Origin of the sequence: Thiorhodovibrio winogradskyi, assembly GCF_036208045.1 — a bacterium.
Classification (GTDB): Bacteria; Pseudomonadota; Gammaproteobacteria; order Chromatiales; family Chromatiaceae; genus Thiorhodovibrio; species Thiorhodovibrio winogradskyi.
On the sequence record NZ_CP121472.1, the window covers coordinates 1,852,793 to 1,868,843 of the forward strand.

Annotated in this window: 11 protein-coding genes and 1 tRNA gene; 10 read left to right on the forward strand and 2 right to left on the reverse strand. The window is 59.2% G+C overall.

Annotated features, from left to right (window positions below):
• The first annotated feature begins 102 nt into the window (after window positions 1–102).
• From tuf to rpoC, 10 genes are all read left to right on the forward strand, one after another.
• Window positions 103–1,293, forward strand: coding sequence for an elongation factor Tu (gene tuf / locus Thiowin_RS08225; protein ID WP_328987257.1), 1,191 nt, complete (start codon window positions 103–105; stop codon window positions 1,291–1,293).
• Window positions 1,294–1,407: 114 nt separating this feature from the next.
• A tRNA-Trp gene (locus tag Thiowin_RS08230) sits at window positions 1,408–1,483 on the forward strand.
• Window positions 1,484–1,514: 31 nt separating this feature from the next.
• Window positions 1,515–1,892, forward strand: coding sequence for a preprotein translocase subunit SecE (secE, locus tag Thiowin_RS08235; RefSeq protein WP_328987259.1), 378 nt, complete (start codon window positions 1,515–1,517; stop codon window positions 1,890–1,892).
• Window positions 1,893–1,896: 4 nt separating this feature from the next.
• Window positions 1,897–2,430 (forward strand): transcription termination/antitermination protein NusG, encoded by a 534-nt coding sequence (nusG, locus tag Thiowin_RS08240; RefSeq protein ID WP_328987260.1) that lies wholly within the window; start codon window positions 1,897–1,899, stop codon window positions 2,428–2,430.
• A gap of 171 nt (window positions 2,431–2,601) precedes the next feature.
• On the forward strand, window positions 2,602–3,036 hold the full coding sequence (gene rplK / locus Thiowin_RS08245; RefSeq protein WP_328987261.1) for a 50S ribosomal protein L11: 435 nt from the start codon (window positions 2,602–2,604) through the stop codon (window positions 3,034–3,036).
• Window positions 3,036–3,731 (forward strand): 50S ribosomal protein L1, encoded by a 696-nt coding sequence (gene rplA / locus Thiowin_RS08250; protein WP_328987262.1) that lies wholly within the window; start codon window positions 3,036–3,038, stop codon window positions 3,729–3,731. Before rplK ends, rplA begins: the two co-directional genes overlap by 1 nt.
• 280 nt (window positions 3,732–4,011) lie before the next feature.
• Window positions 4,012–4,539, forward strand: a complete 528-nt coding sequence (gene rplJ / locus Thiowin_RS08255; RefSeq protein WP_328988036.1) for a 50S ribosomal protein L10 — start codon at window positions 4,012–4,014, stop codon at window positions 4,537–4,539.
• A gap of 99 nt (window positions 4,540–4,638) precedes the next feature.
• Window positions 4,639–5,019 (forward strand): 50S ribosomal protein L7/L12, encoded by a 381-nt coding sequence (rplL, locus tag Thiowin_RS08260; RefSeq protein WP_328987263.1) that lies wholly within the window; start codon window positions 4,639–4,641, stop codon window positions 5,017–5,019.
• Between the two features lie 290 nt (window positions 5,020–5,309).
• Window positions 5,310–9,461, forward strand: coding sequence for a DNA-directed RNA polymerase subunit beta (gene rpoB, locus Thiowin_RS08265; RefSeq protein ID WP_328987264.1), 4,152 nt, complete (start codon window positions 5,310–5,312; stop codon window positions 9,459–9,461).
• A gap of 127 nt (window positions 9,462–9,588) precedes the next feature.
• Complete coding sequence (gene rpoC, locus Thiowin_RS08270; protein ID WP_328987265.1) at window positions 9,589–13,809, forward strand: DNA-directed RNA polymerase subunit beta'; 4,221 nt, start codon at window positions 9,589–9,591, stop codon at window positions 13,807–13,809.
• Window positions 13,810–13,949: 140 nt separating this feature from the next.
• On the opposite strand, the gene Thiowin_RS08275 is transcribed toward rpoC, so the two are convergent.
• Both Thiowin_RS08275 and Thiowin_RS08280 read right to left on the reverse strand, forming a co-directional pair.
• Complete coding sequence (locus Thiowin_RS08275; RefSeq protein WP_328987266.1) at window positions 13,950–14,630, reverse strand: ISAs1 family transposase; 681 nt, start codon at window positions 14,628–14,630, stop codon at window positions 13,950–13,952.
• A gap of 20 nt (window positions 14,631–14,650) precedes the next feature.
• Window positions 14,651–15,730, reverse strand: coding sequence for a Druantia anti-phage system protein DruA (locus Thiowin_RS08280; protein ID WP_328987191.1), 1,080 nt, complete (start codon window positions 15,728–15,730; stop codon window positions 14,651–14,653).
• Between the last annotated feature and the right edge of the window lie 321 nt (window positions 15,731–16,051).

Sequence of the window (16,051 nt, forward strand, 5' to 3'; positions counted from 1 at the left end):
GGCCTAGCGAGCAAACTGTTTAAGAATGATAATGTGTTTTCTTCAAGCTGGCGCTTAGCAGGACGTCGGCGATGATTTTTATGTGCTTGCGGGGATTCAGCCATGTCCAAAGAAAAGTTCGAACGCAAGAAGCCGCACGTCAACGTGGGGACCATTGGCCATGTAGACCATGGCAAGACCACCCTAACGGCGGCCATCACCGTCACCCAGGCGAAGAAATTCGGTGGTGAAGCGCGCGCCTACGACCAGATCGACAACGCCCCCGAAGAGCGCGAGCGTGGCATCACCATTGCCACTGCCCACGTCGAATACGAAACCGAGAAGCGTCACTACGCCCACGTCGACTGCCCCGGTCATGCTGACTACGTCAAGAACATGATCACTGGCGCGGCGCAAATGGACGGCGCCATCCTCGTCGTCTCTGCCGCTGACGGTCCCATGCCGCAAACGCGCGAACATATCCTGCTCTCGCGCCAGGTTGGCGTCCCCTACATCGTCGTCTACCTCAACAAAGCCGACATGGTCGACGACGCCGAGCTGCTTGAACTTGTGGAAATGGAAGTCCGTGAACTGCTTGACAGCTACGACTTCCCTGGCGACGACACCCCCATTGTCACCGGTTCCGCGCTCAAAGCGCTCGAAGGAGACGAAAGCGAGATTGGCACCCAGAGCATCGCCAAGCTCATGGACGCGCTCGACAGCTACATCCCTGAGCCTGAGCGCGCCATCGACGGCGCTTTTCTGATGCCCATTGAAGACGTCTTCTCCATCTCCGGGCGCGGCACCGTCGTGACTGGCCGAGTGGAGCGCGGCATTGTCAAAGTGGGAGAAGAAGTCGAAATCGTCGGCATCAAAGACACCATCAAGACCACTTGCACGGGTGTTGAAATGTTCCGCAAACTGCTTGACCAAGGTCAAGCGGGCGACAACATTGGCGCCCTGCTGCGTGGCACCAAGCGCGATGACGTCGAGCGCGGTCAAGTGTTGGCCAAGCCTGGCAGCATCACCCCGCACACCCACTTTGAAGCAGAAGTCTATGTTCTGAGCAAGGAAGAAGGTGGACGTCACACCCCCTTCTTCAACGGCTACCGGCCGCAGTTCTACTTCCGCACCACCGACGTCACCGGTGCCTGCGAACTGCCCGAGGGAGTGGAGATGGTGATGCCTGGAGACAACGTCAAAATGGTCATCAAGCTCATCGCCCCCATCGCCATGGAAGACGGGCTGCGTTTCGCGGTGCGCGAAGGCGGCCGAACCGTCGGCGCCGGCGTGGTCGCGAAGATCATCGAGTAGTGTGGTTTTTACCCGGCAATCTGGCGGCTTAATGCCGTCATTGCCTGAGGTAGCAGTTCTCGCCGTCTCTTTATTCGATCCTTTTGGCCAGATAGAAGAGCGGCTTATCAATTTAGGCCAGTAGCTCAATTGGCAGAGCAGCGGTCTCCAAAACCGCAGGTTGGGGGTTCGAGTCCCTCCTGGCCTGCCAAACATCGGCGCCCATCGAGCGCTTTTCAGACATGAATGCACGAGCCGAGACAGGCGCGTCCAAAATGGATACGCCGAAGCTGGCAGTTGCGGTGATCCTTCTGGTTGCCGGCATCTGGGGCTTCTATTTTTTCGCGAACTATTCCCTGCTGTTACGTGTCATCATCCTGCTGGCCATTGCAGCGGGAGCGGTGGCAATCGCGTTGACTTCCGGACCAGGGCGCAAGCTCTGGCGTTTCGCGTCCGACTCGCGCATGGAAGTGCGGCGGGTCATCTGGCCGACACGACAGGAGACCATGCAAACAACCTTGGTGGTCATAGTCATGGTCCTTATTCTCGGCATTCTTCTGTGGCTGTTCGACACCCTCTTGATGTCGATTCTGCGTCTGCTCACCGGGACTGGGGGCTGACCTCATGGCGATGCGCTGGTATGTGATCCACGCGTTCTCGGGTTTCGAGGCGCAGGTCCGTCGCTCGCTGCTCGACCGCATCAAACGGGAAGGCAAAGAGACCTTTTTCGGCGACATCCTGGTTCCGACGGAAGAGGTCGTTGAGATTCGTGGTGGGCAGCAGCGCAAAAGCGAGCGCAAGTTTTTTCCTGGCTATGTTCTTATCCAAATGGAGATGACCGATGAGACCTGGCACCTGGTCAAGGATGTGCCTAAGGTCATGGGGTTCATCGGCGGACAGGGTGATCGACCAGCTCCCATTCCAGATTCTCAAGCCGAGGCTATTCTGCAGCGTGTACAGGAGGGTGTTGAGAAGCCCAGACCCAAGGTGCTCTACGAGCCAGGTGAAGTGGTGCGGGTGGTCGACGGTCCCTTTACCGACTTTAACGGAGTGGTCGAGGAAGTTGACTACGATAAGAGTCGGGTAAAAGTCTCGGTGCTCATCTTTGGCCGGTCGACGCCCGTCGATCTGGAGTTCGGTCAAATCGAAAAAGGATGAGTCCGGCGCCAGGCAATGCTTGCGCGCGGCGATGGGCCCTCTGCCTTTGCCTTGCATGCCTAGGCTATCGTTCGCAGTGGAACAAGCTTTTTTTTGCTCAAGCCTTATGAGCACATCATCGGGGAGCCGACAGTCATTGGCGGCGTTCGCACCCATTAGGAGTAATGATCAATGGCAAAAAAGATATCTGCCTACATCAAACTGCAGGTGAAGGCGGGAGAGGCAAATCCGAGTCCTCCGGTTGGCCCAGCTCTGGGTCAGCATGGTGTGAATATCATGGAGTTCTGCAAAGCCTTTAATGCTAGAACGCAGGAACTCGAAAAGGGTCTTCCAACCCCCGTGGTGATCACCGTCTATTCCGACCGCAGTTTCACCTTTATCACCAAGACGCCCCCGGCGTCCATCTTGCTGAAAAAAGCCGCTGGCATCGACAAAGGCAGCCCTATCCCAAACTTGAACAAGGTCGGGACCGTCAGTCGGGCGCAGCTTGAGGAAATCGCCAATACCAAGATGCCCGACCTGAATGCCGCTGATCTGGACGCGGCTGTGCGCACCATCGCTGGCAGCGCCAGAGCCATGGGTCTGAATGTGGAGGGTGTCGAGTAATGGCCAAGTCAAGCAAACGCGCGCGCATGATCGCGGAGAAGGTTGAGCAGGGTCGAATCTACGAGGCCGTGGAAGCCTTTTCCCTGCTCAAGGAGATCTCGGCGGTCAAGTTCCGCGAGAACATTGATGTCTCAGTCAATCTTGGCGTTGATCCGCGTAAGTCCGACCAGGTCGTGCGTGGCTCCGCACTCTTGCCGCATGGCATCGGTAAGGTGGTGCGGGTAGCGGTCTTTACCCAAGGTGCCAATGCCGAGGCTGCCACCGCAGCCGGTGCCGACCGTGTTGGCATGGATGACCTCGCCGAGGACATGAAAGCCGGCAATCTTAACTATGACGTGGTCATCGCGTCACCGGACGCCATGCGGGTGGTCGGCCAGCTTGGGAAGTTGCTTGGTCCACGCGGACTCATGCCTAATCCTAAGGTTGGGACCGTCACGGCGAATGTGGCCGAGGCGGTTGAAAACGCCAAGGCTGGGCAGGTTCGCTTCCGGACCGATAAGGCAGGTATTATCCATTGCCCGCTCGGAAAGATTGACTTCGAGTCGGACAAGCTCAAGGAAAATCTCGAAGCGCTGCTCACCAATCTGATGAAGATCAAGCCGAGCGCCGCCAAGGGCATTTACATGAAAAAGGTCACGGTGTCCTCAACCATGGGACCTGGTCTGACCATTGATCACAGTGCGCTGAGCTTCTGATAGAAAGCTCGGCAGCATCAAAAGACTTTGGGGCACCGGCTCGCCTGGCGGGCCGGCAGCTGTCAAAGACCGCAGGTGCTCGCGCGCGACTTCAAAATCGCCCTCGGGCTTAATATTTGGCCTGCGCAGACGGTGTGCTGGAATCCCTGGGGATGCCGGTGGGGAAAACCGGTGAAAGTGCACCAATCACCTGACAGTCGCGGTTGGACATGGATGTTTGTTCCCGACTTGACAATTGGATGTGGCCGCAATGCCGCGTTCGATCATAGGAGGTAACGAAGTGGCGCTGACGTTCGCCCAGAAAGAGACAGTCGTTGCCGAAGTCGCGGAAGTCGCGAAAACTGCCTATTCGGCGATAGGCGCCGAGTATCGGGGCTTGACGGTAGAGGAAATGACCGCGCTGCGCGTCGAGGCACGCAAAGCGGGTGTTTATGTTCGGGTCGTCAAGAATACGCTCGCCAAGCGCGCGTTGGCCGATACCGAGTTCGCCTGTATGAGCGATGCGCTGCGCGGGCCCTTGTTGCTCGCCTTTGGCCGGGAAGATCCTGGCTCGGTTGCTCGCATTGCCGAATCTTTCGCGAAAGAGCATGACAAATTCCAGGTTAAGCTGATTGCGATCTCCGGCAAGCTGCTGGAACCTGCGCAGCTGTCAACACTGGCCAAGATGCCGACCTACGACGAGGCGATTAGCCTGTTGATGGCGGTGATGAAGGCGCCAGTGCAAAAACTCGCGGCAACGATCAACGAGGTGCCCGGCAAGCTGGTACGCACCTTGGCGGCGGTTCGCGATGCCAAAGAAGCAGCCTGACCGCAGCGGTTTCCGGGCAAATCCGCTTGGAAACCCTGCTGGCTGTTATTTGGTATGCAGTGAACTGGCCGATTTTTCCAATATTGCAGGAGAGCCCAAATGGCTTTAACAAACGAAGAAATCCTTGAAGCCATCGCCGAAAAGTCGGTGATGGACATCGTCGATCTGATCGAGAAGATGGAAGAAAAATTTGGCGTCACCGCGGCAGCGGCCGTTGCCGCGGCGCCAGCCGCGGGCGGCGGAGCCGATGCCGCTCCGGTTGAGGAGCAGACTGAGTTCGACGTTATCCTGACGTCTTTTGGCTCCAACAAAGTTGGTGTCATCAAGGTGGTGCGAGCGATCACCGGCTTGGGCTTGAAAGAAGCCAAGGACGCGGTGGAAGGTGCGCCAACGACTGTAAAAGAAGCGGTTTCGAAAGCCGACGCAGAGGATACCAAGAAGCAACTCGAAGAGGCCGGTGCTTCTGTCGAAATCAAATAAGATCGCGGCAATCGCAAGCCAAACCCGAGGCTGGTGGCAGTTTGCCACCGGCCTTTTGCCGTTTGCCCTCGGTTGCTGGGACGCCATTGCGCCCTATCGCCAGGGCCAGTAGTGGGAAGGGCCAGTGGGCAGGGTAAGCAACGAGGGCTGGCACACCCACCCCCGACGACTTGCGATGAAACTAGACCAAGATCGCGCGTTCGGCGCAATTGGCACAAGCTTGCAAACACCGATCACCCCTAGCTAGTCACCCTAGCTAACCGGCTGAGCGAAACCAGAGGGAAGGCAGCATGGCCTACATGTTCACTGAAAAGAAGCGCATTCGCAAAGATTTCGGCAAGCGGCCGATTATTTTGGATGTGCCCTTTCTGCTCGCGACCCAGATTGAGTCCTATCGTGACTTTTTGCAGATCGATCAGGGGCCCGACGAGCGCGCGGATGTTGGGCTGCATGCCGCTTTCCGCTCGGTGCTGCCAATCGAGAGCTACTCAGGCAACGCAGTGCTGGAATATGTCCGCTATCGCCTTGGTGAGCCAGCCTTCGATGTCAGGGAATGTCATTTGCGCGGAGCAACCTATGCCGCGCCTCTGCGCGTGTTGCTGCGTCTGGTGATCTATGACAAGGACGCCCCCGCTGGGACCAAGGTGGTCAAGGACATTCGGGAGCAGGAAGTCTACATGGGCGACTTGCCGCTGATGACGGAGACGGGCACCTTTATCATCAACGGAACCGAACGGGTCATAGTGTCTCAATTACACAGATCGCCCGGCGTATTTTTCGATCACGACAAGGGTAAAACACACTCTTCGGGCAAGCTGCTGTTCTCGGCCCGGGTCATCCCCTACCGAGGATCCTGGCTCGATTTTGAGTTTGACCCCAAGGACAACGTCTATGTGCGCATTGACCGGCGGCGAAAACTGCCGGCCACAGTCCTGTTGCGCGCCCTTGGTTATACCGCGGACGACATTCTTGACCTGTTTTTTGAAACTGACTGTTTTCACCTTGGCGAGCAAGTTGAGTTCGATCTCGTACCCGAGCGACTGCGCGGCGAGACGGTCAATTTCGAGGTCAAGATCGATGATCAGGTGCTGGTTGAGCCGGGGCGTCGCGTCACCGCGCGCCACATTCGCGAACTCCAGAAAGCCGGGGTCGATCGTCTGATCGTGCCCGAGGATTTCCTGATCGGGCGTACTCTCTCCCGCACCCAGATAGATGTGGAAAGCGGTGAAATCATTGCCGAGGCGAACACCGAGATCACGCCGGAACTGCTTGAATTGCTGCGTGAAAAGGGTATCTCCGAGGTTGAAACCCTGTTCGTGAATGATCTCGATCATGGGCCTTATATGTCAGAGACCTTGCGCATCGATACCACGCGCAATGAATTGGAGGCCCAGGTCGAAATCTACCGCATGATGCGCCCCGGTGAGCCGCCTACCAAGGAGGCGGCCCAAAATCTGTTTCATAACCTGTTTTTCACCCCGGACCGTTATGACCTCTCGGCAGTGGGACGGATGAAATTCAACCGTCGGCTTGGTCGCGAGGCCACCGAGGGTGCTGGGGTTCTCTACGACGGGCGCTACTTCGGTCAGCGCGGTGATGACTTTGCCCGGCAGCTCCACGGTGAACATGGCGAGACCTCGGATATCGTTGACGCACTGCGCGTACTGGTCGAGTTGCGCAATGGTCGCGGTACGGTCGACGACATCGATCACCTGGGTAATAGACGCATCCGCTGTGTCGGGGAGATGGCCGAGAACCAATTCCGCGTCGGTCTAGTGCGCGTCGAGCGAGCGGTCAAGGAGCGGCTGTCGCTGGCGGAATCCGAAGGCTTGATGCCGCAAGAGTTGATTAATGCCAAGCCGGTATCGGCGGCGATCAAGGAATTCTTCGGCTCCAGTCAGCTGTCGCAGTTCATGGATCAGAACAATCCGCTCTCGGAAGTGACGCACAAGCGCCGCGTGTCGGCCTTGGGTCCCGGCGGTCTAGCGCGAGAACGTGCCGGCTTCGAGGTGCGCGATGTGCATCCGACCCACTATGGCCGCGTTTGCCCGATCGAAACCCCTGAAGGGCCGAACATTGGTCTGATCAACTCGCTCGCGGTCTATGCCCGCACTAACGAGTATGGCTTTCTCGAAACCCCCTATCGCAAGGTTGAGAACGGACGGGTGACTTATCAGATCGATCACCTGTCCGCGATCGAGGAAGGTAACTACGTCATCGCTCAGGCCAATGCGACCCTGGACGAGGATGGGCAACTGACGGACGCCCTGGTCTCTTGTCGGCACATGAACGAGTTCACCATGAAGGCGCCAGAAGAAGTCCAGTACATGGACGTCTCTCCGCGCCAAATTGTCTCGGTGGCCGCCTCGCTGATTCCTTTTCTGGAACATGACGACGCCAACCGTGCGCTCATGGGCTCGAACATGCAACGCCAGGCGGTGCCCACCTTGCGCGCCGAAAAGCCATTGGTCGGCACCGGCATGGAACGCGTGGTGGCCAAGGATTCCGGTGTGGTGGTCTGGGCGCGGCGCGGTGGCGTGGTTGATTCGGTCGATGCCGCGCGCATTGTCGTGCGGGTGAATGATGACGAAACCGAAGCCGGCGAGCCGGGTGTGGATATCTACAATCTGACCAAATATACCCGCTCGAACCAGAACACCTGTATTAACCAGCGCCCCTTGGCGCGTCCGGGCGATCAGGTGGTGCGCGGTGATGTGCTGGCCGATGGGCCATCGACGGACATGGGTGAACTGGCGCTGGGGCAAAACTTTCGTGTCGCCTTCATGCCGTGGAACGGCTACAACTTCGAGGATTCCATTCTGATCTCCGAGCGGGTGGTGCAGGAGGACCGTTTCACCAGCATCCATATCGAGGAGCTGACCTGTCTGGCCCGCGACACCAAGCTGGGCCCCGAAGAGATTAGTGGTGATATCCCCAATGTGGGCGAGGCGGCGCTGGCGCGACTCGATGAGTCGGGTATTGTTTACATTGGCGCCGAAGTACGCGATGGCGATATTCTGGTCGGCAAGGTCACGCCCAAGGGCGAGACCCAACTGACGCCCGAAGAAAAACTGCTGCGTGCCATCTTTGGCGAGAAGGCCTCTGACGTGAAGGACACCTCGCTGCGTCTGCCCTCGGGCATGTCAGGCACCGTGGTCGATGTGCAGGTGTTCACTCGCGATGGCGTCGAGAAAGACAAACGCGCGCTGCAGATCGAGGAAATGGAACTCGAGCGGGTGCGCAAGGATCTCGATGACCAACTGCGCATCATGGAGAAAGACACCTTCAACCGTATCGAGAAAATGCTCATCGGCAAGGTGGCCGATGGCGGTCCGGGCGGGCTGAAGGCTGGGGCCAAGATCACCAAGAGCTATCTTGCCGAGATCACTACCGGCCAAAAGCGCGACAAGTGGCTGGAGATCCGTCTGCGCAGCGAGGAGTCGGCCAGTCAGCTTGAGGCCGTCGCCAAGCAGATCAAGGAACAGCGCGAGGCCTTCCGCGAGCGCTTCGAGGTCAAGAAGCAGAAGATTACCCAGGGCGACGATCTGGCCCCTGGTGTGCTCAAGTTGGTCAAGGTCTATGTGGCGGTTAAACGGCGCATTCAACCCGGCGACAAAATGGCTGGGCGTCACGGCAACAAGGGTGTGATCTCGCGCGTGGTGCCGGTGGAGGACATGCCCTTTAGCGCCGATGGGGAACCGGTTGATATCGTGCTTAATCCTCTTGGCGTGCCCTCGCGCATGAATGTCGGTCAGGTGCTCGAAACCCACCTCGGTTGGGCCGCCAAGGGGTTGGGGCATCGGATCGGGGCCATGCTGCAAGCCGGGACCGAGGTTGCTGAATTGCGCGATTTCCTTGATAAGGTCTACAACAGCAGTGGACGGCGCGAGTCGCTGGACGAACTCTCCGACGAGGAAATCCTGGAATTGGCGCGCAACCTGCAGGGCGGCGTACCTCTGGCAACGCCGGTGTTCGACGGTGCCGACGAAGAGGAAATCCGCGCCATGCTGCGCCTAGCCAACCTGTCTGAAAGCGGCCAGACGCAACTCTTCGATGGGCGCACCGGGGATGCTTTCGAGCGCCCAGTCACCGTGGGTTACATGTATATGCTCAAGCTCAACCATCTGGTCGATGACAAGATGCACGCGCGCTCGACCGGGCCCTACAGTCTGGTCACGCAGCAGCCGCTTGGGGGCAAGGCGCAGTTTGGCGGTCAGCGTTTTGGCGAGATGGAGGTGTGGGCACTCGAAGCCTATGGCGCGGCCTACACCCTGCAGGAGATGCTGACCGTGAAGTCGGACGATGTGAATGGCCGCACCAAGATGTACAAAAATATCGTCGACGGAGACCATCGGATGGAGGCAGGCATGCCGGAATCCTTCAACGTGCTGGTGAAGGAGATTCGTTCGCTAGCCATCAACGTCGAACTCGAGCAGGACTAAAGGGCAACCTGAGGGGCGACTGGGACCCGGCTGGGACCGCCCAGCAACGCGCGCTTCGGGTCGTGGCGGCTGTCTTCAGTCGCTCGGCCAGGGGACGACCGGATTATCGTATTTGGGAGGTAAGGTCTTGAAAGATCTACTGAGAGTCATCAAGCAGCAGGGTCAGGCGCTGGAGTTCGACGCGATCAAAATCGGCTTGGCATCGCCGGATATGATCCGTTCCTGGTCCTTCGGCGAGGTCAAGAAGCCGGAGACCATTAACTATCGGACTTTCAAGCCCGAGCGCGAAGGCCTGTTCTGCGCAAAGATCTTTGGCCCGGTCAGTGACTACGAGTGCCTGTGCGGCAAATACAAGCGGCTCAAGCATCGCGGGGTGGTGTGTGAAAAGTGCGGGGTGGAGGTCACCCTGGCCAAAGTTCGCCGCGAACGCATGGGCCATATTGATCTGGCCAGCCCGGTGGCGCATATCTGGTTCCTCAAGTCGCTGCCCTCGCGTATCGGTCTGCTGCTGGATATGACGCTGCGCGATATCGAGCGAGTCCTGTATTTCGAGTCCTTCGTGGTCATCGACCCCGGCATGACCGACCTCACGCGCTATCAACTGCTGACCGATGAGCAGTACCTCGAGGCACTCGAGGCCAATGGCGATGAGTTCGATGCCCGCATGGGTGCCGAGGCGGTCTATGAGCTGCTGCGTACCATCGACCTGGATGGCGACGTGCTGCGCATGCGCGAGGAGATGGAGCAGACCAACTCCGAGACCAAAATCAAGAAGCTGACCAAGCGCCTGAAGTTGATTGAGTCGCTCAAGGCGTCGGGCAATCGCCCCGAATGGATGATTCTGACCGTGCTGCCGGTGCTGCCACCCGAGTTGCGCCCGCTGGTGCCCCTGGATGGCGGGCGCTTTGCCACCTCCGATCTCAATGATCTCTACCGCCGCGTCATCAATCGCAATAACCGGCTCAAGCGGCTGCTCGATCTGATCGCGCCCGACATTATCGTGCGCAATGAAAAGCGCATGCTGCAGGAGTCGGTCGACGCCTTGCTGGATAACGGCCGGCGCGGGCGTGCCATCACAGGCACCAACAAGCGCCCGCTCAAGTCACTTGCCGACATGATCAAGGGCAAGCAGGGGCGCTTCCGGCAGAATCTGCTCGGCAAGCGCGTCGACTACTCGGGTCGCTCGGTCATCGTGGTCGGCCCGACGTTGCGCCTGCATCAGTGCGGTCTGCCCAAGCGCATGGCGCTGGAGTTGTTCAAGCCTTTTATTTTCAGCAAGCTGCAATTGCGTGGTTTGGCCGCGACCATCAAGGCCGCGAAGAAAATGGTCGAACGCGGCACTCCCGAGGTGTGGGACATCCTCGAGGAAGTCATCCGCCAGCATCCGGTGATGCTCAACCGCGCGCCCACCCTGCATCGCCTAGGTATCCAGGCATTCGAGCCGGTATTGATCGAAGGCAAGGCCATCCAGCTGCATCCGCTGGTGTGCACCGCCTTTAATGCCGACTTCGACGGTGACCAGATGGCCGTGCATGTGCCCTTGTCGCTGGAGGCCCAGCTTGAGGCACGCGCGCTGATGATGGCCTCGAACAACATCCTCTCGCCAGCCAATGGCGAGCCCATCATCGTGCCCTCGCAGGACGTGGTGTTGGGGCTTTACTACATGACTCGCGAGCGCGTCAATGCCAAGGGCGAGGGTCTGAAACTCTCCGGGCTGGTGGAAGCAAGGCGCGCCTACGAGACTGGCGCGGCGGATCTGCATGCGCGAGTCAAGGTGCGTATTCGCGAGGTGATCCGCGAAGTCGATGGCAGCGCGCGAGAAAATATCGGCCTGCGTGATACCACAATCGGTCGGGCAATGGTTTGGGAAATTGTCCCCGAGGGTCTGCCCTATGACCTGGTCAACCAGAACCTGGGAAAAAAGCAGATCTCGCGCCTGATCAACCGTTGCTACCGGGTGCTGGGGCTCAAGGATACCGTGGTCTTTGCCGACCAGATCATGTATCTCGGCTTTCGCATGGCGACCCGTGCCGGTGTGTCCATCGGGCTTGATGACATGGAAGTGCCGGAGGAAAAGCCGGACATCCTTGCCGCCGCCGAGACCCAGGTCAGGGAGATCGAGGATCAGTACGCATCGGGTCTGGTGACCAATGGCGAGCGCTACAACAAAGTGGTCGATATCTGGTCGCACACCAACGAGCAGGTCGCCAAATCCATGATGCGCAAGCTCGGTAAGGATAAGGTGGTCGATGCCGAAGGCAAGGAGACCGAGCAGGATTCCTTCAATTCCATTTACATGATGGCCGACTCGGGTGCGCGTGGTTCGGCGGCCCAGATTCGCCAGCTTGCTGGCATGCGTGGCCTGATGGCCAAGCCAGACGGCTCGATTATCGAAACCCCCATTACCGCGAATTTCCGCGAGGGGTTGAACGTCATCCAGTACTTTATCTCCACCCATGGCGCACGCAAGGGTCTAGCCGACACCGCGCTCAAGACCGCGAACTCGGGTTATCTCACCCGGCGTCTGGTCGATGTGGCCCAGGATATGGTGGTGTTGGAAGAAGACTGCGGCACCGACAAGGGGCTCAGCATGACGCCCATCATCGAGGGCGGCGACGTGGTCGAACCCCTGCGCGAGCGAATCCTCGGGCGCGTGGCCGCGGCCGATGTGCTCCAGCCCGGTAGCGATGAAGTTCTGTGCGAGGCCGGAACTCTGCTCGATGAGGGCTGGGTGGAACGCCTGGAGATCGAAGGCGTCGATCAAGTCTTGGTGCGCTCGGCCATTACCTGTCAGGCGCGCTTGGGTGTCTGTGCCCAGTGCTACGGGCGCGATCTGGCGCGCGGGCATCGCGTCAATCAGGGCGAGGCGGTTGGGGTCATCGCCGCGCAGTCGATCGGCGAGCCTGGTACGCAGTTGACCATGCGGACGTTCCACATTGGTGGCGCGGCTTCACGGGCAGCGGCGGTCAGCGCGGTGCAGGTCAAATCCTCTGGGTCGATCCGCCTGCACAACATCAAGACGGTCCAGCATCATAGTGGCAACCTGGTGGCGGTATCGCGTTCGGGTGAATTGACGGTGCTTGATGCCAAGGGCCTAGAGAAAGAACGCTATAAAATCCCCTATGGCGCCACGGTGCGGGTCAATGACGGCGATACGGTAGAAGGTGGTCAGACGGTTGCGACCTGGGATCCGCATACCCACCCGGTGGTCACCGAGGTGGCCGGTCGCCTGAGGTTCGAGGATTTTGTCGATGGCGTGACCGTGCAGTCGCAGGTTGACGAGCAGACGGGTCTGACCTCCATGGTCGTGATCGATCCCAAGCAACGACCGAGTTTAGGGAAGGACTTGCGTCCCATGGTCATGTTGCTTGGCGAGGGTGGCGAGGAACTCAAGATTGCCGGTACCGATCTACCCGCACGCTACTATCTGCCCTCTGGGGCCATCGTCAGCGTCACGGATGCCGCGGATGTCGCGGTTGGCGACATTCTTGCGCGTATTCCGCAGGAGTCGTCAAAAACGCGCGATATTACCGGCGGGTTGCCGCGCGTGGCGGATTTGTTCGAGGCGCGCAAGCCCAAGGATCAGGCGCTCATGGCCCAGGCCACCGGCACCGTCAGCTTCGGTAAGGATACCAAGGGCAAGCAGCGACTGGTGATCACCACCGATGATGGCGAGACGGTTGAGGAACTGATCCCGAAATGGCGCCACGTCAATGTGTTCGAGGGCGAACGCGTGGAGAGGGGCGAGGTCATCTCCGAAGGCGAGATGAACTCCCATGATATCCTGCGGCTCAAGGGGGTGACCGCGCTGGCGGAGTACCTGGTCAAAGAGATCCAGGATGTTTATCGCCTGCAGGGTGTGCGCATCAATGACAAGCACATCGAGGTGATCGTGCGCCAGATGCTGCGTAAGGTCAACATTCTTAATCCTGGTGACACCAAATTGCTGCGTGGGGAACAAGTCGACTACGCGACGCTTGCGGCAGAGAATGCTCGTGCCGAGGAGGAAGGCAAGCATCCGGCGCTCTATGAGCCGTTGCTACTTGGCATCACCAAGGCATCATTGGCGACCGAGTCCTTTATTTCCGCGGCATCCTTCCAGGAGACTACCCGGGTGCTGACCGAGGCCGCGGTGCGAGGTTCCAACGACAGCCTGACGGGGCTGAAGGAGAACGTAATCGTTGGACGTCTGATTCCAGCCGGCACAGGTTTGGCCTATCACAGCGAACGCCGTCGCAGGCGCGCCGCTGAAATGGCTGGACTGGGCGAGCAGGAAGGAGCAGAGGGCGTCAACGACGAGGTCGAGCAGCGGTTAAAAGAAGAGCTCAATGCATCGGCTGGCGACTAGTGTCAGTTCAGGCCTGATGGTTCGATTGGGTTGAGTCAGAGCGAGCCTTGGGTAACCGCCAAGGCTCGCGGCGCTTGGAGTTTAGTGGAGTGTTGGACCCAAGCGGCCAATGTCATCGGATCGCACACGGCAAATCCGTTCTAACCAACAGGCGCGACACGGGCAGCGCGGGGCATTGAGTTTGCCGTCATGCCCAGATAATCGAAGACACGGCGGACTTTGCGCGCGAGCTTCTCGATGGTGGCTGCCACGGAATCCTTGGATTTCGTTTTGATCAGACCGGCGGCAAACCGGCGCAGTCGGGTGATGTTTTCTGGTCCATGGCCGGTGCGGATGGTGCAGCGATCCTCATCCCAGTTCCAGTCGAGGATCCAGTGATGGGCTTCAACGCCCCAGTGCCCACGGTTGAAGGCGAGCAGGCGCTTAGGGCTTGCACTCTCAGGGGTATGATCCGTGACGCCGAAGACTGTCTCGACGGAGGTCTTGTCGGTTTTTTTCTCAGTGGTGGTGCGCTCAATGGCGAAGACCTGCCCGACATGGGGGAAATCGAGATAGTTGTTCAGCGCCGTGGAGGTCCAAATCGCGCGGCTTTCGATACGCCCATGCGCAAGGTCCGATGACTCGCGAAAATCCGGCTCGCCCCGCGCCTGGAAAAGCAGGCGGATGTCGGCAACCAGCGTGGGCTGATTCTCTTTGGCGATAAAGACGTAATGCGCGCCCCGTTCGATGAGATACTCAGCGAGCGAGCGCTGGGTGAGCAGGGCGTCGGCGGTGAGGGTCTTGTCAGTGAGGTCGAGGGAGTCGAGCACCGGGATGGCCATCCCGATCTCGTTGGTTTGCTTCAGTTCATCACTGCCATTGACAGGCAAAGCACCGACTTTTTTTGGGTGTGACAGACCTTGGAGTCATGTCCAACGACACCGAGGATGTGGGTCTGGCGTCCCTCGGCGTCGATGGCATTGCACATCGTCTTGCCATCAATGGCCAGGCCCTCGTCCTCGGCGCCCATCTGCGCATTCCAGCCCTGCAGCGCCCCATCAAGGGCGTCGGGATCGACCCGGGTGAGGACATCGCGGATGCGCGTGCGGCTGGGCACCTCATAGCGACCGTTGCGATAACGGCAACCAAAGCGCGCCCGGGCCGCCTGGCTGGGATCCTTCGCCCAAGCGGCGATGGCCTTATAACCACGCGCCCCGCACAGCACCGCCGCGGCGGAGATCGCAAGAACCACCGGCAAGGGATGACGCCGGCCTTGGCCGCGACGCGGATCAGGGACATCGGCAAAGAACGCAGGAAGCGAACGCATCTGTTGTGCGGAGATCATGAGTTTTGGGGCTCCATAGCGATACTGGGAATCGAGTCTTGGGTCGGACAAGCGTGCTTGGACCTGCCCGATCAAGGGGCGGACAAACACCCGCTTGGCGCCATCGGGCTGCTGGCTGTAGCCGGCGCGCGTGCGTCGGTACCCGCGCGTCTGCCCGACCTCCAGCCAGTTGGCCGCGCGATAGCAGGTGCCGGTAAAGCGGCGCGGATCGACGAAGGTCTCCAGCAACCACAGCGGATAACCGAAGCGGGTCTGCCAATCAGTGCTGACCTGGCGCTCGCACAGCGACAGCACCTTGGAGGCGAGATTGGGCACATGCCACTGGGGCAGAATGAGAAAGCGGGCGTTGTTGGCGATCAGATGCAGGCGGTCGAACTGGTAGCGGCGATCCCAGCCGATCCACTGATCGCGAGCCGCGCACTTCCAGGCCGCGGCGCTCAGCACCAGCAACGCCAACCACTGATCCCGCCAGATGGCGACATACCAGAGGGTGTGACCGATTTTTGCCGCCGCGCCCAGGTAGTGATACGCCTCGAGCAATGCTTTGAAGCGCGCCTCTTCATCTGGGGCGACCGCACGCAGGGTGATGTCGTGCAAGTTCAGGGGGCTGCCTCGTCAATCAACATAGGCAGGCAGTTTGAACGAGTCGGACGGAAATGTCCAGAATCGAGGGTAAATACTTCTACGGCTTGTCAATTAGGGCTAGCACGGTTTCGCCCTGTCGGATCGCAACGCAGGAGTTGACAGACCAAGAGTCCGATCTTATAATTCCGCGTCTTAGTTGGCCGGCATTCATGCCGGCTTGCTTATTTACCGAACCCGTCGGCACCTGATCCAGACGATCCTTGATCGCCCGCGATCTTAAGTCCAGTTCTCTGTATCGCGTTCTTCTCTGGCAGCGTTACAGTGTCTTTTTGG

Excerpts from the sequence above, each read along its gene's own strand:
- secE (WP_328987259.1), top strand. The coding sequence starts at position 1,515 with ATGAATGCACGAGCCGAGACAGGCGCGTCCAAAATGGATACGCCGAAG.
- Thiowin_RS08275 (WP_328987266.1), bottom strand. The coding sequence starts at position 14,630 with ATGGCCATCCCGGTGCTCGACTCCCTCGACCTCACTGACAAGACCCTC.
- rplK (WP_328987261.1), top strand. The coding sequence starts at position 2,602 with ATGGCAAAAAAGATATCTGCCTACATCAAACTGCAGGTGAAGGCGGGA.
- rplL (WP_328987263.1), top strand. The coding sequence starts at position 4,639 with ATGGCTTTAACAAACGAAGAAATCCTTGAAGCCATCGCCGAAAAGTCG.
- rpoB (WP_328987264.1), top strand. The coding sequence starts at position 5,310 with ATGGCCTACATGTTCACTGAAAAGAAGCGCATTCGCAAAGATTTCGGC.
- tuf (WP_328987257.1), top strand. The coding sequence starts at position 103 with ATGTCCAAAGAAAAGTTCGAACGCAAGAAGCCGCACGTCAACGTGGGG.
- nusG (WP_328987260.1), top strand. The coding sequence starts at position 1,897 with ATGGCGATGCGCTGGTATGTGATCCACGCGTTCTCGGGTTTCGAGGCG.
- rplA (WP_328987262.1), top strand. The coding sequence starts at position 3,036 with ATGGCCAAGTCAAGCAAACGCGCGCGCATGATCGCGGAGAAGGTTGAG.